At 72.0% G+C, this 19,581-nt stretch carries 17 protein-coding genes and 1 pseudogene; 5 read left to right on the forward strand and 13 right to left on the reverse strand.

The genetic code is table 11. The features are described 5' to 3' along the window. Positions 1–51: 51 nt before the first annotated feature. Complete coding sequence (locus tag QCD68_RS08065) at positions 52–1,509, reverse strand: APC family permease (RefSeq protein ID WP_301222638.1); 1,458 nt, start codon at positions 1,507–1,509, stop codon at positions 52–54. A gap of 96 nt (positions 1,510–1,605) precedes the next feature. On the opposite strand from QCD68_RS08065, the gene QCD68_RS08070 reads away from it, so the two are divergent. After that, positions 1,606–2,043 (forward strand): DUF6892 domain-containing protein, encoded by a 438-nt coding sequence (locus tag QCD68_RS08070; protein ID WP_301222639.1) that lies wholly within the window; start codon positions 1,606–1,608, stop codon positions 2,041–2,043. Between the two features lie 44 nt (positions 2,044–2,087). On the opposite strand, the gene QCD68_RS08075 is transcribed toward QCD68_RS08070, so the two are convergent. From QCD68_RS08075 to QCD68_RS08085, 3 genes are read right to left on the reverse strand one after another with little or no spacing between them, the layout of a single operon-like run. Next, positions 2,088–2,741 (reverse strand): uracil-DNA glycosylase, encoded by a 654-nt coding sequence (locus QCD68_RS08075; RefSeq protein ID WP_301222640.1) that lies wholly within the window; start codon positions 2,739–2,741, stop codon positions 2,088–2,090. Positions 2,742–2,752: 11 nt separating this feature from the next. Beyond that, positions 2,753–3,952 (reverse strand): glycosyltransferase, encoded by a 1,200-nt coding sequence (locus tag QCD68_RS08080; protein ID WP_301222641.1) that lies wholly within the window; start codon positions 3,950–3,952, stop codon positions 2,753–2,755. A 9-nt stretch (positions 3,953–3,961) separates the two neighbouring features. After that, the gene (locus QCD68_RS08085; protein ID WP_301222642.1) at positions 3,962–4,795 is read right to left on the reverse strand and encodes a DUF429 domain-containing protein; all 834 of its coding nucleotides are present in this window, start codon (positions 4,793–4,795) and stop codon (positions 3,962–3,964) included. Between the two features lie 90 nt (positions 4,796–4,885). Between QCD68_RS08085 and ligD the strand changes: the two genes are divergently transcribed. Next, positions 4,886–5,905: a non-homologous end-joining DNA ligase gene (ligD, locus tag QCD68_RS08090; RefSeq protein WP_301222643.1), complete on the forward strand. Its 1,020-nt coding sequence runs from the start codon at positions 4,886–4,888 to the stop codon at positions 5,903–5,905. Between the two features lie 21 nt (positions 5,906–5,926). On the opposite strand, the gene QCD68_RS08095 is transcribed toward ligD, so the two are convergent. The 3 genes and pseudogenes from QCD68_RS08095 to QCD68_RS08105 form a co-directional block, all read right to left on the reverse strand. Beyond that, entirely contained in the window at positions 5,927–6,076 is a 150-nt protein-coding gene (locus QCD68_RS08095) for a hypothetical protein (protein WP_181439262.1), read from the reverse strand. Continuing rightward, complete coding sequence (locus QCD68_RS08100) at positions 6,073–6,234, reverse strand: hypothetical protein (RefSeq protein ID WP_221851670.1); 162 nt, start codon at positions 6,232–6,234, stop codon at positions 6,073–6,075. Before QCD68_RS08100 ends, QCD68_RS08095 begins: the two co-directional genes overlap by 4 nt. Positions 6,235–6,381: 147 nt before the next feature. Then, positions 6,382–7,397, reverse strand: a pseudogene (locus QCD68_RS08105) (ATP-dependent DNA ligase). 104 nt (positions 7,398–7,501) lie between these two features. On the opposite strand from QCD68_RS08105, the gene QCD68_RS08110 reads away from it, so the two are divergent. Then, a complete protein-coding gene (locus QCD68_RS08110; protein WP_301222644.1) occupies positions 7,502–8,521 on the forward strand; it encodes an MBL fold metallo-hydrolase in 1,020 nt (339 codons plus the stop codon). Positions 8,522–8,571: 50 nt separating this feature from the next. On the opposite strand, the gene QCD68_RS08115 is transcribed toward QCD68_RS08110, so the two are convergent. The 4 genes from QCD68_RS08115 to QCD68_RS08130 all read right to left on the reverse strand — a co-directional run bounded on the left by QCD68_RS08115 (position 8,572) and on the right by QCD68_RS08130 (position 14,138). Further along, the gene (locus tag QCD68_RS08115; protein WP_301222645.1) at positions 8,572–9,216 is read right to left on the reverse strand and encodes an FMN-dependent NADH-azoreductase; all 645 of its coding nucleotides are present in this window, start codon (positions 9,214–9,216) and stop codon (positions 8,572–8,574) included. 123 nt (positions 9,217–9,339) lie between these two features. After that, positions 9,340–11,022 carry a putative Ig domain-containing protein gene (locus tag QCD68_RS08120; protein WP_301222646.1) on the reverse strand — a complete coding sequence of 561 codons (1,683 nt, stop codon included), beginning with the start codon at positions 11,020–11,022 and terminating at the stop codon, positions 9,340–9,342. Positions 11,023–11,257: 235 nt separating this feature from the next. Further along, on the reverse strand, positions 11,258–13,069 hold the full coding sequence (locus tag QCD68_RS08125; protein WP_301222647.1) for a putative Ig domain-containing protein: 1,812 nt from the start codon (positions 13,067–13,069) through the stop codon (positions 11,258–11,260). A 166-nt stretch (positions 13,070–13,235) separates the two neighbouring features. Beyond that, a complete protein-coding gene (locus QCD68_RS08130) occupies positions 13,236–14,138 on the reverse strand; it encodes a LysR substrate-binding domain-containing protein (protein ID WP_221851657.1) in 903 nt (300 codons plus the stop codon). Positions 14,139–14,220: 82 nt separating this feature from the next. On the opposite strand from QCD68_RS08130, the gene QCD68_RS08135 reads away from it, so the two are divergent. Continuing rightward, a complete protein-coding gene (locus QCD68_RS08135) occupies positions 14,221–17,724 on the forward strand; it encodes a bifunctional proline dehydrogenase/L-glutamate gamma-semialdehyde dehydrogenase (protein WP_301222648.1) in 3,504 nt (1,167 codons plus the stop codon). 109 nt (positions 17,725–17,833) lie between these two features. Beyond that, positions 17,834–18,271: a VOC family protein gene (locus tag QCD68_RS08140; protein ID WP_111075030.1), complete on the forward strand. Its 438-nt coding sequence runs from the start codon at positions 17,834–17,836 to the stop codon at positions 18,269–18,271. A gap of 92 nt (positions 18,272–18,363) precedes the next feature. Here the strand turns inward: QCD68_RS08140 and QCD68_RS08145 are convergent, their stop codons facing one another. Beyond that, complete coding sequence (locus QCD68_RS08145; protein ID WP_301222649.1) at positions 18,364–18,855, reverse strand: hypothetical protein; 492 nt, start codon at positions 18,853–18,855, stop codon at positions 18,364–18,366. Next, positions 18,852–19,529, reverse strand: coding sequence for a QsdR family transcriptional regulator (locus QCD68_RS08150; protein ID WP_301222650.1), 678 nt, complete (start codon positions 19,527–19,529; stop codon positions 18,852–18,854). Before QCD68_RS08150 ends, QCD68_RS08145 begins: the two co-directional genes overlap by 4 nt. Between the last annotated feature and the right edge of the window lie 52 nt (positions 19,530–19,581).

Below are 19,581 nucleotides of genomic sequence, written 5' to 3' on the forward strand. Positions count from 1 at the left end.
CCCGGCACCCGATGGGTGCCGGGCCTCCAGCGTCGTGGTGGTGGAGCGAGGTCAGCGGTCGTGGTCGTGCCGGGGGTCCCGCTGCACCGCGGTCGGTTCGGTCACCATGCCGGTCGGCGCCTTCTCGGCGGTCTTCCGACCGTGGGTGAACCACGTGACGAGCCACAGCAGGATGCCGAGCGCCAGCAGCGCGCCGGCGATCTGGTACTGCTCCCAGGCGCGGCCGGACGAGAACGGCAGCACGAGCCACAGGCAGGCGACGATCCCGATCACCGGGATCACGACCCCGGCCTTGAAGTGCTTGTGGTCGACCTTGTCGCGTCGCAGTGCCAGCACCGAGGTGTTCACGACGGCGAACACCGCGAGCAGCAGCAGCGAGGTCGTCCCACCCAGGATCACCACGATCGGCGACTCCGGGTCGAGCGACACCCAGCCGATCAGGGCCAGCGAGATGAGGGTCGTGAAGACGATCGCGTTCGACGGGGTGCGACGGGCGGGGGAGACCCGGCCGAGGAAGCCCGGCAGCACGCCCTGCTTGCTCATGCCGTAGAGCAGTCGGGACGCCATCATCATGTTGATCAGCGCGGTGTTGGCGACGGCGAACATCGAGATGAACGGCAGGACGGCCCCGATCGGGAAGTCCGGCGCGGCGGTCTGCACGACGGTGACCAGCGGCGTCTCGTTGCCGGCGAGTTCACCGATCGGCACGACGGCCACGGCACAGATCGACACCAGGACGTAGATGACGGCGGTGATGCCGAGACCCGTCAGCATGACGCGGGGGAAGATCCGCGACGGGTCCTTCGTCTCCTCGGCCATGTTCACCGAGTCCTCGAAGCCGACCATCGCGAAGAAGGCCAGCGACGTCGCCGTCGAGATGCTCAGCAGCAGGCTCTTGTCCTCCGGCGTCTCGAACATCACGACGCGCGAGAAGTCCGCGTTGCCGCCCGCGATCGCGGTGAAGCCGACCAGGATCACGAGCACCAGACCGGAGAGCTCGACGAGGGTCAGCACCACGTTCGTCTTCACGCTCTCGCTGACGCCGCGGAAGTTCACCGCCATCACGGCGAGCATGAACCCCATCGCGATGAGCATCACCACGGTGTTCGGCAGCTCCAGGCCGAAGCCGACGCCGAGGTTCGCGGCGAACGCCCGGGACGCCGTCGACGCCGAGGTGATGCCGGAACACATCACGATGAACGTCACGATGAAGGTGACGAAGTGGACGCCGAACGCCTTGTGCACGTACAGCGCCGCACCCGCCGTCTGCGGGTACTTCGTGACGAGCTCGAGGTACGAGAACGCCGTGAGCAGCGCCACCGAGAAGGCGATGAGGAACGGCAGCCACGCGGCACCACCGACCTCGGCCGCGACCTGCCCGGTGAGGGCGTAGACGCCGGTGCCGAGGATGTCCCCGATGATGAACAGCAGCAGGAGTTTCGGACCGATCACACGGCGGAGCTCGGTCTGCTGCCCTGGGTCGCGCTCGGTCTTCGTCGTGGTCGCCATGCATCACCCTGTTCCTGCCGAGCCGTTCCTGTCCAGTCCCACAGCAAAATCGTTCGACGTGGGCGGGGCCAGCGGGCGGTCGATACGCTGCCCTGCATGGACGAGGCGTCGACGACCACCGAAGAACCGATCGAGTTCGCGGACTTCAACGCGAAGCTGCTCGTCCTCGACGTGCTCTGCTACGACCTGGACGTCATCGAGCCCTACGACGGAGACGCTGACGACGACGAGGACGCGGCGGTGGACGACGAGGACGTGGACGGACAGGACGACCGGGCCCGTGAGTACTACGACGACCTCGACCTGCTGCCCTCGCAGCTCGACCTGGTCACCGAGGTGACGGTCGACTCGGACCTCGAGATCCTGCAGGACCTGCACCCCGGGTGGGACGGCTCCGACGACCGCTACGACCCGCAGAACTGGGATGACCTGGTCGACCTGCCGTCGCTGAAGGTCGTCTACGCGGCGGCCCCGCTGCCCGCGCACGTGTCGGACGCGCTCGCCGCGAAGGGCGTCGAGGTCCGCTCAGCCTGACGCCCCGCCGACCACCGCCCCGCCGACCACCGCCCCGCCGCACGTCAGCGCAGCGCGGCGATCTGCTGCGTGAACTCCCTCGCCCCACCCTGCGCCGGGTGGCGCACGGCGATCGCGTCGATGCCGGCCGCCGCCAGCGCACCCTGCGCCTTCCGGCCGACGGCGACGAACCGCCGGGCACCGACCGCCTCGGCCAACGCGAGTGCGACGGGCGCGCCGGCACGGACCTCGGCCGGACGCGGTGTCCGGTTCGTCAACCGGTCCGGGGCGGCGAAGGGGTGGTGCGGGAACACCGCCCAGAGCACCGGCAGCGGGCCGTGCCAGTCCCGGAGCGCCGCGTGCACGACGCGCGAGGACGCCTCCCACGCTGCCGTCGGATCGGGCGGCACCGCGAAGGACAGGCCGGCGAACAGCCCGTCGGGGTCCTGCAGCTCTCGCATGCTCGTGAACGGGATGCCGGTGTTCGTCATGCCGCGCCAGCCCGGTGCCTCGGCGACCAGGATCGTGTCCGCCTCGGGCCCGGCGTGCTGCAGGTAGCGGTCGAGGTTCCTCCGCCGCAGCGTTCCGGCCGCCCTCGACGCCGGGTCGGGACCGCTGGGGTCGAACAGCGCCTCGGCGTCGGTCGCCGCCGGGACCGCGTCGAGGGCGTCCCAGAACGCGCCGAGGTCGAGCGCGGAGTGGAGCACGGAGTCCGGCACGAGCGGGCTCGTCAGTGTCCGAGGACCCGCAGGTAGACCTGCTCGAGCCCGGCCGCCGACCGCTCCCAGCTGAGTCGTTCGGCGTGCTCGCGCCCGGCGGAGGCCAGCGCGGCGGCGTACTCCGGTTCGGTCAGGATGCGTTGGATCTCCGACGCCCAGACCGCGGGGTCGCGGGACTCGAGGACGACCCCGGTCTCGCCGTCGACCACGGCCTCACGGAGGCCTCCGGCTGCGGCGGCCACGACGGGCACCCCGGACGCGGAGCCCTCGAGCGCCACCAGGCCGTACGTCTCGGAGTGCGACGGCACCAGCACGGCTGCCGCGCCGCGGAACAGGAACGCCAGGTCGGCACGCGACTGCGGTCCGATGAAGGTGACCCGGTCGGCGATGCCCCGTGACGCGGCGAGCCGACGCAGTTCGGTCACGTGGTCGCCTGCTTCGCTCGAGGCGTCCCCGGCGATGACGAGGGTGGGTCGGGCCTCCTGGTCGATGCCGGCGATCGCCTCGATGGCCAGGTCCAGGCCCTTGAGCGGCTGCACGCGGGCCGCCGCGACGACGTAGGGCGCGGCGGCGCGACGCGCGCCGACGCTGGCGGGGCGGAAGACGGACCCGTCGACCCCCGGCGGCACGATCCAGACGCGCGACGGGTCGCCGCCCAGTCGGGAGCGGACGGTGTGTGCCTCGGACTCGCTGACGACGACGACGGCGTCGGACTCGCGCGCGAGGCGTTCTTCCCCGGCCATCCGACCGGCGGACTCGGGACGCTCGCCCTCGGACAGCGGCGTCGCACTGTCGGCGGCGATGGAGTGGAACGACTGGACGTGCGGGATGCCACGGTCGCGGGCGACGGGCAGGGCCGCGGCGCCGGAGAACCAGTGGTGCGAGTGCAGGACGTCGAACGGACCGAGTTCGGCCAGGCCGCGGCGGAACGGTTCGATGAAGGCGTCGTGCTCGCCCTTCGGCACCGGTTCGGCCGGCCCGGCGGACAGGAACCGCAGGCACACGCCCGGCACGAGGGCGACCGAGTCCGGCTGCGTCGGTGCCGAGCGGCGGGTGATGATGTCCACCTGGTGGCCGCGGTCGGCCAGCGCTTCGGCCTGGTGGCGGACGACGACGTTCATGCCGCCGACCTCGCCGGATCCGGGCTCGTCGCCGGGGGAGGTGTGCAACGAGACCAGCCCGATGCGCAACGGTTCGGTCGTGGTGCTCACCGGTCCAGCCTAGTGAGCCGGGCGCTGCGACCGGCGCGCGGGGGCGATGAGGGCCGGCAGGCGGCCCGCGGCGTCGAGCGGGTCGGACGGGAGGCCCGGATCACCACCCAGCACCTGCACCCGTTCGTCGCCGTGTCGCTCCCAGAACGCCGCCGTCCACGCACAGAGGACCCCGTCGAGCAGGTCCTCGCGGTGCTTGTGCGTCGGCCCGTGCAGCACCGACGGGTCGCGGAGGTCGCGGGTCAGCGGGTGCGCGTCGAGGTCGAGCGGCGGGTCGAACGCCGTCGTACGCATGCGGCGGACGAGCTCGTCGAACGCCTCTGCGCGACGCTGCCGGGCGACGGCCGGGGGCACGGACGTGTCGAGCCGTTTGTAGCGGGGACGTTCGACGTCGTACCCGAACTCCGCCACCCCGACCAGCGTCGTGTACGGGTAGCACTCGAACACCGCCGGGCCGCTCCGGGCGCGCATCGTCCCGGTGTCGCTGACGTACGTCACGCCGAGGGCGGTCAGCCGATCGAGCAGCCGGGCGCCGGCGCTCGCGGCCGAGGCCAGGTTCGTCGGGTTCGCGGCGACCTTCCACCGGCCGTAGCGCTGCCCGACCTGGCGTTCGGACTCGCGGATGCCCGTCGGGTTCGTGACGACGAGCGACGCGTCCACCGCGATGAGGGTCCGGGGCCCGAGCCGTTCGGCGATCCAGGCGGTGACCTCGTCGACCCCGCGGGCCCACCCGGCGTCGATCACCCGGCCGGCGTCGTCGAGGGCGGCCAGGCCGGTCTCGTTCGGGGCGCGGCGTTCGGTGCCGAGGCCCCAGGCCAGGTCCACCCCGAGGTACGCGGTCACCGGTCCATCCTGCCCCGTCCGGTCCCGCTGCGCGCCGCGCTGCGGTCGTGCTGCGCGCCGGGCTCCGGGCGTCGGAGTACGTTCCGCTGCATGGCGACACCGGCGACGACGCTCACCGTGCCCGGACCCGACGGCGACCGGAAGGTCCGGATCTCCAGTCCGTCCCGTGTGCTGTGGCCGGACCTCGGCATCACCAAGCTCGACCTGGCCCGGTACCTGGTCGACGTGGGGGACGCCTTCGTCCGCGCCAACGGCGACCGGCCGATCTCGCTGCAGCGGTTCCCGGACGGTGTCGACGGCGGGCAGTTCTTCTCGAAGAACCCGCCGAAGGGCGCCCCCGACTACGTCCGCGCGGTGACCGTCACCTACCCGAGCGCCCGGAGCCACCCGCAGCTCGTCATCGACGAGCCGGCCGTCGCGGTGTGGGCAGCGCAGATGAACACCGTCGTCTTCCACCCCTGGGCCTCCCGGGCCGAGGACAGCGACCACCCTGACCAGCTCCGCATCGACCTGGACCCGCAGCCGGGCACCGACTTCCACGACGCCGTCCCCGCCGCGCACGAGCTGCGGAAGGTCCTGGCCGAGGTCGGCCTCGAGGCGTGGGTGAAGACCAGCGGCAACCGCGGCCTGCACGTCTTCGCGCCGATCGAGCCGGCGTACGAGTTCCTCGACGTCCGCCACGCGGTGATCGCCGCGGCCCGGGAGCTCGAGCGGCGGATGCCGGAGCAGGTGACCACGGCCTGGTGGAAGGAGGAGCGGGGCTCGCGCATCTTCGTCGACTTCAACCAGGCGAACCGCGACCGCACGATGGCCGGGGCCTACAGTCCGCGTGCGCTGCCGAACGCTGCGGTGTCGACGCCGCTGGCGTGGGACGAACTCGACGCAGCCGACCCGACCTCCTTCACGATCCTGACCGTGCCACAGCGTCTGGCCACGACCGGTGACCCGTGGGAGACGATGTCCGCCGAGCCCCGGAGCATCGACCCGCTCCTGGCTTGGTGGCGACGCGACCTGGCGGACGGACTCGGCGAGCTGCCGTTCCCGCCGGACTTCCCGAAGATGCCGGGGGAGCCGCCCCGTGTGCAGCCGTCCCGCGCGAAGAAGGCCTGAGCGGGGCGCGAGACCGATCGGTCAGACGAGCGTGGAGGTGTCCTCGCGGCGCAGGTCGTCGTCGTCGACGCGCGAGGTCTGCAGCGGCAGCCCGACCGTCGCCGTGTGCAGGCGGGTGAGTCGAGACCAGGTCCGGCGGTTGTCCTGCGTGATGCCGTCGAGGACGATCATGCGCCCAGGCCGATCGTGACGAAGGCGAGCGCTGCGACGGTCACGCCGGCGATCCCGCTGATGATCGCGCTGGTCTGCAGGGCACGCTGGTGGCGTGCTTCGCGGACCTCGCTGAGAGGGTTGCGCTGTGCTCGGCGAACGAGGGTCTCGCTGCTCATTTCCACTCCGATCCGTGATCTCGAGGGGGTGGAGAACCACCGTTTCCCTGATGTCTCGAATGCTTCCACAGAATCACTAGTTCGGCTAACTACTGATGACGGCTGAGCGTCAAATGGACAACCCGTCACTCGTCCGGGGGGGGGGGCTCAGCTCAGGACGTCGCTGAGGTCGTAGGCCGCGGGCACCTCGAGCTGGTCGAACCCGCACGAGCGGGCGTCACGATCCGGCCGCCAGCGAGCGAACTGCACGGTGTGCCGGAAGCGGTCACCCTCCATCTGGTCGTAGCGGACCTCGAGCACCCGCTCCGGCGCCAGCCGGACGAACGACGTGTCGCGACCCGACGAGAACCGGGACCGTTCGCCGTCACCGGTGACGGGCCTCCCGTCCGCATCCCGCTCCACCAGCGGCTCCAGCTCGTCCACCAGCTCGCGCCGCCGCTTGTCCGTGAAGGCGGAGACACCGCCGACCATCCGGAGTTCGCCGTCGGCGTCGTACAGTCCGAGCAGGAGCGAGCCGACGCCCGTGCCGCTCTTGTGCACCCGGTAGCCGACCGCGACGACGTCGGCCTCGCGGTGGTGCTTGATCTTCAGCATCGTGCGCTTGTTCGGTTCGTACGGGCGTTGCCGCGGCTTGGCGACGACGCCGTCCAGGCCGGCGCCCTCGAACGTGGTCAGCCAGCGCCGCGCGGTCTCGACGTCGAGCGTGGTCCGCGTCACGAACAGGGGCGCGGTCAGGTCGGTGCCGAGGGTCTCGAGGTCAGGTCCTCCCCGTCCAGGTACAGCAGGTCGAAGGCCACGAACTGCGCCGGCGTCTCGACCGAGAGCTTCGCGATGCGTGAGGCCGCCGGGTGGATGCGCTGGGACAGCGCCTCCCAGTCGAGCTCCTCGTGCCCCGGTTGGCCCGACCGGACGATCACCTCGCCGTCGAGCACGACCGGGCCGGGACGTCCGCCGAACTGGATGCGGAACGCCTCGACCAGCTCGGGGAAGTAGCGGGTGAGCGGCTTCGACCCGCGGCTGCCGATCTCGACGTCGTCGCCGTCGATCGTCACGATGCCGCGGAAGCCGTCCCACTTCGGCTCGTACCGCAGTCCTCCGGTGACGCTGTCGGGGTCCGGCACGGTGGCGACGGCCTTGGCGAGCATGGGCGCGATGGTCTCCATGCCGCCTGTCTACGCGCTGCCGGCGGCGACGGCCTGGAGGCACGGTGTCGGCCCGCCCCGCACGGTCCAGGACCGCCCCGCACGGCGCTCACTACGCTGGTCGCGTGTCGAACCCGTCGCCCGTCAGCCCGGTCCAGGCCGCGGCGCTCGCCGCCGGTGCGCTCCCGCCCGTCGAGGAGGTCCGCCCCGGCATCTGGACGCTCGCAGTCCCGTTCCGCGGCGGCGTGCCCGACGCCACCCTGGTCTACGTCGTCGCCGGGGACGACGGCTCGCTCGCGGTCATCGACCCCGGGTGGAGCGACGGCGGCGAACTCGACGTCCTGACCGCCGGTCTGCGACAGATCGGCCGAGCGGTCGAGGACGTCACCCTCATCGCGGTCACGCACCTGCACGCCGACCACCTCGGCGCGGCCGCCGCGCTGCGTCGTCGTTCCGGGGCGCCGATCGCGATGCACTCGGCCGAGGTGCACGCGCTGGAGCACGCCCGCGCCGACGCCGATCAGAACGAGCGGGACGCCCGGACCTGGGGCGTCCCCGACGACCGGCTCGACGGTGTCCTAGCAGTCTGGGGCTCCGGCCGGCAGCTCGGGCAGGGGACCGTGGAGGCGCCGTTCGCCGACCTGGAGCTCGAGGACGGTGACGGGCTGCCGATCGCCGGGCGGGACCTCCGCGTGCTGTGGACGCCGGGGCACACCGGTGGTCACGTCTGCTTCGTCGACGAGCCCGACGGCCTGCTGTTCACGGGCGACCACGTCCTGCCGCGGATCAACTCCGGCATCGGGCTCGGGGGCCGCACTGACTCGAACCCGCTGCGGGACTCGCTCGACTCGTTGGCGGCGCTCGAACCGTTCGCCGCGTTCGAGGTCTGCCCCGGGCACGAGTACCGCTTCCGTGATGTGGTGTCCCGCGCCCGGACCCTGGCCGCCCACCGGGACGAACGCACGCGCCACGTCGCCGGCGCGCTCGACGCACTCGACCACCCGACGGTGTTCGAGGTGGCGTCCCGCGTGCCGTTCAGCGGTGGGATCGAGTCGATGTCCGGGTACCTGCTCGCCAGCGCCCTGAGCCAGACGGTGTTCCACGCCGACCTGCTCGGCCGCGCCGGCGAACTCCGCCTGGCCTGAGCCCCCGCGGACACAGCCCCGGCGGACTCGGCCTCGGCAACTGCCGTGGGTCAGCCGAGCGTCGACGCCAGGCGTTCCATGACGACCGTCGCGTCGGCGAACTCGGCGGCGGCGTGGTCGGCCAACGGTGCGAGTCCGGGTAGCCGGTCGGCGAGGGTCGCACTGACCACGACCGGGTGCACCTTCATGCCCAGTGCCGTGCCGAGGATGATGTCGAGCACCGGCGACGCGTGGTCCCAGTGCTCCGTCGGCGTCCCCGCGTCGTAGGTGCCGCCGCGGCTGACAACGGTGACGACGGGACGCCCGGCCAGGGGCTGCGGCGTGCCGTCGGGTCCGGGGACGACGACGCCCGGGATGTGCACGCGGTCGAGCCAGGCCTTGAGGCTGGACGGCACCGTGTAGTTGTACAGCGGCGACCCGATCACGACGACGTCGGCGGCCAGCAGCTCGTCGATGACGTCCTGGCGCAGCTGTTCGGCGGCGTCGGGCACGGACTCGTCCGCCGTGCGGTCTGCTGCGGCCCAGTGCAGCGCCGACGTCTCGAGGTGCGGCAGCGGGTCCACGTGCAGGTCGCGGCGGACGACCGTGTACTCCGGACCGCGGGCACGCCAGGCATCGGCGAAGGCGGCGGTCAGCGCCCTGGAACGGGAGTGGGACAGGTCGGCGGAGGAATCGATGTGCAGCAGGCTCGGCATGGCTCCAACGCTAGCCGCGCCTCCCGCTCGGCCCGGCGCACGTCGCCGGCCTGTGGATGACGGAACGGCCCCGTCGATCCGTGGAGGGATCGACGGGGCCGCGGGAGGAGCCTCCCGTCCGGATCAGCGCTGTGCGCGCCGACGGGCGAAGCGGAGGCCGACCAGTGCCGCACCGGCGGCGAGCATGCCGAGCGCCCAGGGCAGGGAGTCGGTCGCGTCCGTACCGGTGTAGGCGAGGCGGCCGTGCGCGGCGGTCCGGACCGGGACGGTGCCGATCGGCGCGGCTGCGACCGGGGGCGTGACCACCGGGGGAGTCGCGACCGGGGCGGTGGCGGTCGGGACGACCTCGACGGCGAAGCTCGTCGAGAAGCCGGCGGCGCTCGCCGTCAGGTTGTGCGTGGAGGCGTGCGGGAAGGTGACGTCGAGGAAGTTGCCGTAGTCACCGAGGTCGGGGTCCTCGCGCACGATGTCCGAGGCGATGTCCGAGGTGACGGCGAGTTCCGGCGAGTCGCCCTCGTCATCCGTCACCGAGTTGCCGAACCGGTCGACCAGGTCGCCGTTGAGCAGGAGGGTGCCGCCCTGCTTGACGGTCGGACGGCCGCCGTCGGTCACGATCGAGCTGCCTTCCCAGCCGTCGTCCGTGGTGTGGAAGGTCTCGACGTCGGTCATGACGTGGCCGTCGGTGTCGATGATCCAGCTGGTCAGCGTGCCGTCCGCGGGGCTGTCGCCGGAGCCGCTCTTCACGTACTCGAGGAACGCGTCGCGGTCGGTCGAGAAGACCTGCACGCCGGCGGCCGCCGCAGCGTCCACGGTGATCTCCACGTACTGCGTGACGGTGGTGCCACCGCTGGTCGCGGTCACGGCGAACTCGGTGTCGGTCGCCTCGTCGCTCGTGCCGGACAGGACGCCCGTCGCCGCGTCGAAGGTGATGCCGTCGGGCAGCTGGTCGGCCGGCGAGCCCTCGTCGTCGCCGTCGTCCGAGGAGTCGTCCGAGACGTCGTCCGGGTAGGCGTACGCGAGCGCGAAGGTCGGTGCCGGCGAGCCCGTGGCACGGAAGGTGTACGAGAACGCGTTACCCGCGGTGGTGTCGAGCGCGAGACGCTCGCCGTCCGGGTCCAGACCGGCGGTGACCGGCTTGCCGGCGGCGTCGACGAACACGGGGTCCTCGGTGACGACGGCCGACTTCGCGGAGGAGGTCTCGACCGAGCCGTCCCGGAGCGTGTTCGTGACGGTGACGGTCACGACCTTCGCTGCGTCGCCCGGCTGGATGACGTAGCTGCCGTCGTCGATGTCGGTGGCGACACCGCCGACCGACCACAGGTAGGAGAACGAGGTGGGCTTGGTGAAGCCCGAGGTCGTGGCGACGAGCGTCGAGCCGACCTTGGCGGTGCCGGACAGCTTCACCGTGGCGGTGGAGGCAGCCGGAGCGACAGCCGTCGGTGCGGCGGTCGTCGGCGTGGTGCCGGTGGTCGTGCCACCCGTGGTCGGGGCCGGCGTCGCCGCAGGCGTGGTGTCGGTCGGCGCCGTGTTGGTCGGGGCGGTGCTGGTCGGGTCCGCCGGCGCGCTGGTCGCGGTGCCGGTGGGGGTGCCGGCGCCGGTTCCGACGTCGGCCGGGAGGCCCGGTGCGGTCGACGTGCTCGTGTCGCCACCCGAGACAGCCGGCGCGGTCGCGGCGGTGTCGACGGGTGCGTCAGCGGCGTACGCGGTGGTCGCGGTCATGACGCCGAAGCCGGTCGTCAGGCCGATCAGGGCAGTCGCGGTGCCGACGGCGCAAGCGCGTCGGACGAAGGCTGTGCTGCGGTGCACGGGTTCCCCCAGGGTCCATGTCCGGTCAGGTGCCGGAGTGTATGAATCAGCCGAGAATCCCCGACGTGTTCGGATCGTATTGGTAGTGGGTGGACCGATTCGTCCCCGATGCCCGAATGTGACCCGAGTTGGGGGGACTGTGCGGTTTCCCGCAAGACGATCGGCGCACACGCAGCTCGGCGCACACGGACGAGGGGCGTGCCCGAATCGGCCACGCCCCTCGTCGTCTCGTGGGTCAGACCCGGCGGCGCCGTGCCCGCAGGGTCAGCAGGGCCACGCCCGAGGCGAGCAGACCGAGGCCCCAGGTGATCGGACCGGTCTCGTCGGCACCCGTGAAGGCGAGGCTGCCGGTGGTGCCGCTGCCTGCTGCGCCGGCGGACGGGACGACCGTCACGGGGAACGTGGTCGAGACGCCCTGGGTCGTCACGGTCAGCGTGTGCGTCGACGCGTGCGGGAACGTGATCTCCGCGTTCCACCCGGCCCGCTTGACCACGTCGGACGCCACGTCACTCGTCACACCGATGGGCGTCCGCCCGTCCCAGTCGCCGTCCAGGGGAACGGTGATGTTGCCGAAGGCGTCGACAGGCGCTGCCGCGATCAGCAGCGTCGACCGCTGTGCCGCGGTGGGGCGACCGCCGGCCTGCTGCGCGATGTCGTGCTGCGGTCCGTTCGGGAACCATGTGGTCTCGACCGAACCGTCGGGCTTGACGATCCAGGTGCGCTGCTCCCGGACGTCGCCGGGGCGGGTGACGGTCACGAGGGCCCCGACTGCCGGAGCGGGGGTCGTGCGGAGGTCGACGTACTGCGTGGCGCTCTGGCCACCCGAGGTCGCGACGACGGCGAACGAGTACGAGGCCGCCTGGTCGTCCGTGCCGCTGAGCACCCCGGTGGTCGGGTCGAGCGTGATGCCCGCCGGGAACGAGGCGCCGATGTCCGACGCCGGGAACGGCTGTCCGTCCGGCCGAACGATCGAGTAGCGCACCGGTTCGTCGGCGGGACCGCCGGTGGCCCGGAAGGTGTGCGAGAACGCCGTGCCGGCCTGCCCCCGGAGTTGGACGGCGTGGTCCTCGCTCGACCCGCCGGAGAAGGACAGTCCGCCGTCGTCCTCGGCCGGGGCGACCGACAGCAGGATCCGCTCAGACAGTCCGCCGCCCGGGTGGTACGGCGTCGAGACGTGGACCCAGATCTGGTCGCTGAGCGGTGTCGAGGAGTCGAGGGTCCCGGAGAGCACGCCGTTCTCCGAGAGGGTCACGCCCGCCGGCAGCACGCTCGGGTCCGCGGTGCCGCTGATGGAGCCGTTCACGAAGAAGGACAGGTCCGGGTTGTCGGCCGGCGCGAGGTCGACGGAGAAGGGCTCGCCGCTCGTCACCGGGACGACTCGCTGGTCGTAGATGAACTGGCGGTCGGCGTCCTCCACGATGACCGTGCTGCTCGGCGCACTGGTGACCGACGTCGGCTTCATGCCGGGAGCCGTGCCGGTGACGGTCACCGTGAAGGTGCCGTCGGCCTGCTCAGGGTCCACGACGTAGGTCCGCTCGGTACCCGGGTAGCGGTTGCCGAGGACCGGGTGGTGGAAGTCCCACCGGTAGGTGAAGGTCGTCCCCGTGGGCCAACCGGCGGTGTCGGCGGAGATGGTCCGCCATGCGCGGGTCGTGCCGGTGATCGTGACCGTGCCGGCGGGCGTCGCGGTCGGGGCGGCGGCAGCGGTCGGCGCGGGCGTCGCCGCACCGGGAGCAGCGGGCGTCGCCGCAGCCGGAGCCGCGGGTGTGGTCGCGGTGGGAGCATCCGGCGTCCCCGCTGCCGGGGCGTCGGCAGTCGGGTTCGTCGGTGCTACCGGAGCGGCCGCCGGAGTGGGTGCGCCGGTCGGAGCCGGCGTTGCGGTCGGTGCGTCCACGCTGGTGGACGTCGCGACGCTGGTGTTCGGTGCGAGCTCGTCGGCGGAGGCGCTGACGGCGCCGATGCCGAATGCCGACGACGCCGCGACGATCGCGACGGCGGAGCCGATGGCCGCGATCCGGTGGATCGGTGGCAGGCAGTTCTTGTGCATTGGGTTCCCCCCTGGGATGACGTGTGGCCGGGCTTCCCGATGGCGTGCCCGTAGCCAGATCGTAGGGTCATCAGAGGCCGCAGAACCGGTCGACATGGTCACGAACACGTCACGGAAAAAGTGCCGAGAAACCCGTCATGATCGGGGATTTCCGGACATGGAGCGCTCAGGATCGGGGAGCGCCGGCCGCCCGCTCGAGCGCCGTCCGGAACGCCGACACCGCCGGCGACTCCGCGCTCGCGAGCCGCTGCGCGGTGAACAGCGTCCGACGCCCGGGCTCCGGCAGTTCGAGCAGCCGGCAGCTCGTCGACCGACCGGCCCAGACCAGGTCCGGCATCAGCGCGACGGCGTTGCCCGACTCGATGAGCCGGATCTGCGCCTGCAGGTCCGCCGTCTCGTAGCGGACGTCGGGCTCGAAGCCGGCACGACGGCACGTCTGCTCGGCGAAGTGCCGGGAGGCTGCACCACGCGGTTCCATCACCCACGGCAGTGTCGCGGCCTCCTCGAGCGACGTCACCGGCCAGAGTGCCGTCGCCACCGGCGGCAGCGCCAACCGCACCGGGTCGGTCGTCAGGTCACGGCGGTCGAGGCCCGGGAACCGCGGGGCCGCGTGTGCCGGGTACTGCTCCGCGATCACCATGTCGAAGTCCCGCGCCCAGGTCTCGTTGAGCGCGGTCTCCGGTTCGCGCTGCACCATCTCGACCCGGACGTCGGGGTGTTCGAGCGCCATCGTGCGGAGGGCGGACGGCATCAGGGCCAGTGCGGCGGACTGGAACACCGCGACCCGGATGCGTCCCTGCACGGTCGTCAGCGTCGACTCCACCGACGCCTGCGCACGTTCCAGGGTGTCCAGTACCTCGCCCGCCGCCGCGACCAGGACCTCGGCCTGCGGGGTGAGCTGCAGGCGCCGACCGGCACGGCGGAGGAGCTGCACGCCGGCCTCCCGCTCGAGCACCGCGAGCTGCTGCGACACCGCTGACGGGGTGAAGTTCATCGCCTCGGCGACGGCGGCGACCGTGCCGCGGATGGACAGCTCGCGGAGGAGCACCAGGCGCCGGACGTCGAGCATGCCGAAAGCGTAGCTGAGCTGAACGGAATGCATCAGGAAAGGTTGCTTCCGCTACCGAAAGAGCGCCCGGCACACTGTCCCCATGACCGACGTCCAGCCGCGCTCCGACGCTGCCGCCCCGACCGTCCACGACGACCTGGCCGACGCGTCGGTCGCGCTCGTCCGGCAGTGGCTCGCCGAGGCCGAGACGTACCCCGTCGACGGCTCCGCGAAGCAGCTCGCCGGCGTCCTCGCCGACCCGAAGGGCCTCGCGTTCGCCGTCGGGTTCGTGGACGGCGTCGTCCGCCCCGAGGACCTCGGCGTCGCGGCCCGCAAGCTCCGCGCCATCGCGCCGGACGCACCCGGGTTCCTGCCGGCCGCGCTCCGCGGCCTGGTGCGCCTCGGTGGCGGACTGGCACCGAGCCTCCCGACCGTCGTCGTGCCCATCGCCCGACGGGTGCTGCGGAACATGGTCGGCCACCTCATCGTCGACGCGACCGACGCGAAGCTCGGGCCGGCGATCGCGCGGATCAAGCAGGACGGCGTCCGCCTCAACGTGAACCTGCTCGGCGAAGCCGTGCTCGGCGAACGCGAAGCCGCCCGCCGTCTCGCCGGCACGCACGCGCTCCTCAGCCGCGACGACGTCGACTACGTGTCCATCAAGGTGTCCTCGACCGTCCACCCGCACTCGCCGTGGGCCTTCGACCACGCCGTCGACGACATCGTCGAACAGCTCCGCCCGCTGTTCGCCCGCGCCGCCGCCGCGTCACCGCGGAAGTTCATCAACCTCGACATGGAGGAGTACAAGGACCTCGACCTCACCATCGCGGTCTTCACGAAGCTCCTCGACGAGCCGCAGTTCACCGACCTCGAAGCCGGCATCGTCCTGCAGGCCTACCTGCCCGACGCACTCGCCGCGATGGAGCACCTGCAGCAGTGGTCGGCGGCGCGCCGTGCCCGCGGTGGTGCGGACATCAAGGTCCGGCTCGTCAAGGGCGCGAACCTGCCGATGGAGCAGGTCGAGGCGTCCGTGCACGGCTGGCCGCTCGCCACCTGGCACACCAAGCAGGACTCCGACACGAACTACAAGCGCGTCCTCGACTGGGCGCTGACGCCCGAGCGCATCGCGAACGTCCGGGTCGGTGTCGCCGGCCACAACCTGTTCGATGTCGCGCACGCGTGGCTGCTGGCCGGGCAGCGCGGGGTCCGCGACGGCATCGAGTTCGAGATGCTGCTCGGCATGGCGCAGGGCCAGGCCGCCGCGGTGAAGAAGACCGTCGGCTCACTGCTGCTCTACACGCCGGTCGTGCACCCGGGGGAGTTCGACGTCGCGATCGCCTACCTGATCCGCCGTCTCGAAGAGGGCGCGTCGCAGGACAACTTCATGTCCGCGGTGTTCTCGCTCGCCTCGTCGCCGACGCTCTTCGCCCGCGAGGAAGCCCGCTTCCGCGACTCGCTGGCACCGCTCGCACTGCCCGGTGGGCTCGACGCCCCCGCCGCGCACCGCGTCGCCGACCGGTACGCCGCCGTCGAGCGCCCGGCACCCGGCCACTTCGAGAACACGCCCGACAGTGACCCGTCGGTCGGGTCGGTCCGCGAGTGGGGTGCCGGCATCACCGCCCGGATCGCATCGTCGACGCTCGGCGTCTCCGCCGTCCGGGAGGCCCGGATCACCTCCGCCACGACCCTCGAGTCCGCCCTGCGGCGCGTCCGTGCCGCCGGCACCACCTGGGGTTCCTGGTCCGGGGCGGCCCGCGGTGCCGTCCTGCACGCCGTCGGTGACGCGCTGGAGGCGAACCGCGCAGCCCTCGTCGAGGTGATGGCGTCGGAGACCGGCAAGACCATCGACCAGGCCGACCCCGAAGTGTCCGAGGCGATCGACTTCGCGCACTTCTACGGCGAGCTCGCGGCCTCGCTCGACACCGTCGACGGCGCCGCCTTCACCCCGGCGGCTCTGACGCTCGTCACCCCGCCGTGGAACTTCCCGGTCGCGATCCCGGCCGGGTCGACGCTCGCTGCCCTGGCTGCCGGTTCCGCGGTCGTGCTGAAGCCCGCGCCGCCGGCCGCCCGCAGTGGTGCCGTCCTGGCGTCGGTGATCGAGACGGCCCTCGACGCCCACGGTGCACCCGCCGATGTGCTGGCGTTCCTCGACGTCGAAGAGTCCTCGCTCGGCAAGGAGCTCATCGCGTCGCCGCTCGTCGACCGGGTGATCCTGACCGGCGCCTACGAGACCGCCGAGCTGTTCCGCTCGTTCCGGCAGGACCTGCCGCTGCTCGCCGAGACCTCGGGCAAGAACGCCGTCATCGTCACGCCGTCCGCCGACCTCGACCTCGCCGTGAAGGACGTCGTCGCCTCGGCCTTCGGGCACGCCGGCCAGAAGTGCTCCGCCGCGTCGCTCGTCGTCATGGTCGGGTCGGTCGCCAAGTCCAAGCGCTTCCGCAACCAGCTCCTCGACGCGGTGTCCTCGCTGACCGTCGGGTACCCGAGCGACCCGACCAGCCAGATGGGGCCGATCATCGAACCGGCCGCCGGCAAGCTCCTCGACGGCCTCACCACGCTCGGCGCGGGGGAGTCGTGGGCGGTCGAGCCGAAGCAGCTCGACGAGACCGGGAAGCTCTGGAGCCCGGGTGTCCGTCAGGGCGTCCGCCGCGCCTCGGACTTCCACCGCACCGAGTACTTCGGCCCGATTCTCGGTGTGATGACCGCCGAGACCCTCGACGAGGCGATCGACATCGTCAACGACGTCGACTACGGCCTGACCTCGGGCCTGCACTCCCTGGACCCGGGCGAGATCGGCACGTGGCTCGGCCGGATCCAGGCGGGCAACCTCTACGTCAACCGCAGCATCACCGGCGCGATCGTCCGCCGCCAGCCGTTCGGCGGGTGGAAGAAGTCCGCCGTGGGTGCGGGCACCAAGGCCGGCGGCGTGAACTACCTGGTCGGCCTCGGCTCGTGGGCGCCCGCTGCTGCGACCGCCGGGTCCACGCCGTCGTCGGCGGTGTCGGCGTTCGTCCGCGCGACCGGGGTGGACTCCGAGTCCCTCGGCCGTGCGGTCGCGTCGGACGAGCTCGCCTGGACGTCTGAGTTCGGGGTCGCCGCGGACGTGTCGGCGCTGACCGCCGAGCGGAACGTCTTCCGGTACCTGCCGTACCCGGGGGTGCAGGTGCGCCTGGCGGCGGCTGGGGTTTCGGCCGCTTCGGCCGCGGCTGCTTCGGATGGGTCGGGCGTGGACGGTCTCGTGCGGGTCGTCGCCGCGGCGCTGCGGGCCGGCACCCCGGTCGACGTCTCCGTCGCCGGTGACCTGCCTGTGTCGGTCGCCACGGCCCTCCGCTGCCTGTCGATCGTCGGCACGCTTCGGCAGGGGGAGTCCGACGAGGCCTTCGCGGCGCGCATCGCTGCGGGCCCTTCCACCCGCGTGCGACTCGTCGACGGGGATGCTGCTGCCCTGGCCGTCGGGACGAACGGACGCCCGGACATCGCCGTCTACGCCGAACCGGTCACCGAGGCCGGGCGGATCGAGATGCTGCCGTTCCTCCGCGAGCAGGCGGTGTCCATCACGGCGCACCGCTTCGGGACGCCGAACCACCTGTCCGACGAGCTTCTCTGACGCCTGGGCAGCTGTCCGGTCGCCGCACGTTGTGGGCGCACCGTCAGCTGTCCGGCGTTGCCTCGGACCGGCCACCACGACGGTGGCGAGTCACACCGAGGAGCACCACATGACCGACCCGATCGCCCACCCCACCGCCCTGGCGCACGTCCGCGTGACCGTGACCGACATCGCCCGCAGCAAGGCGTTCTACCAGCAGCTGCTCGGCGTCGATCCGGTCATCGACTTCAGCGACCAGGTCGACCAGCCCGGCGTCACCGAGGACCGCGAGCGCTTCTACGGCGGCTGCGTGTTCCCGCTCGGCGACCAGGTGTTCGGGCTGCGTCCGGTCGCACCGTCCGGGCAGCGGTTCGACCCGGACACGGTGGGTCTCGACCACGTGAGCTTCACCCTCGGCTCGGTCGACGAACTGCACCAGGCCGCAGCCCGGTTGGACGCGGCGGGCATCGAGCACGGAGAGGTCACCGAACTCGGGGACGCCGGCATGACGATCCTGTCGGTGCAGGACCCCGATGACATCAACCTGGAGTTCGCCGCCCGGAAGTGAGACGTCGGGTGCCCGGTCGGACGGTTGAGGCCGTCTGCCCGGGCATCCGGTGCCCGGTCGGACGATCGAGGCCGTCTGCCCGGGCCTTCCGGTCACTCGCCGTTGCCCTGCATCTCGGCAGCGTCGCCGACCGTGCACACCGAGAACCCCTCGATCGTGTAGCCCGTCGGGTCCGCGTAGAGATCGATCGACGTGGTCGGACCGCCGACACCCGAAAGGCCGTGAACGGGGTTGCTGCCGCCGTTCTTGTACGGGCCCGCCTTGATGCCTTCACCGGACCAGAAGTGCTGCAGCTTCTTGATGTCACTCGACGGTTCTCCGCCAGTCGCTCGGTCGACTATGGAGGTGAAGGCTGCTCCTGATCCGCCTGAAGAGAGCTCGCACGACTGCACCGCGGGCCCGCTGCGGATCGTCCAGTCGCCGCCGATCTCGGCGTACGACCGGTCGACGATGTCGACGACCGCCTGCTTCGCCTGCGCACTGGTCATCGTCGGTGGCTCGGCCGTGGTGTGCTCGCCGGTGCATCCGGCGAGCAGGACGACGGCGGCAGCGGCGATCGTGATCGCGGCGGGTGTCCTGGTCACGCGGCGGTGGCCTTCCTCGTCGGTGACGGCGTGCAGCCGTCGGACCCGTGCCCGACGGGCCGAAGGATGTACTCGTACGTCGTGCGTGCCCGGTCGGGGTCCGGGGTCTCGCCGGAGATCAGGTCCGCGTACGTGAACGACTCTGACACGCGCACGAGCAGACGGCCGAGTTCCTCGGGGGAGAGCGGCGCCGGGTCGAACACGCCGGCAGCTCGCTCCGTCTCGATGAGCGACGCCACGACGGCCACGAAGCGCCGCTGCACGTCACTGTCGGTCGTCGTGAGCAGGCGCAGTGCCCGGGCCGGCTCACGGGTCAGGAACGCCCGGAAGTACGGCGCTCGGATCAGGTCCGCGGTGAACCGGTCGAGGACGTCGACGATGCGCTCCGCGCCCGAAGGGGCGGCGGCTCGTCCGGCGGCGTCGAGCGTCGGGACGGCGAGCGACCAGAGGATCTCGGAGAGCAGCTGGTCGCGGTTGCCGACCCAGCGGAACAGCGAGGTCCGGTCGACCCCGAGCGAGGACGCGAGCGCCCCCATGTCGATGCGGGCGCCGTCGATGAAGCTGTGCCGCGCAGCACGGAAGGCGCGCTGGGAGTCGGGATGGGCCTCCAGGCGGGTGGCGAGCGCGCTCGGGACGAGGGCCGAGCCGAGCGCGCCGAGTGCCTGCCTGCTCACGGTTCCCCCAGAGTCGTCGTGCCGGTCTTGCAACGTTTCAGAGAATGATGCA

The organism is Curtobacterium sp. PsM8 (genome assembly GCF_030433875.1).
Taxonomy (GTDB): Bacteria; Actinomycetota; Actinomycetes; order Actinomycetales; family Microbacteriaceae; genus Curtobacterium.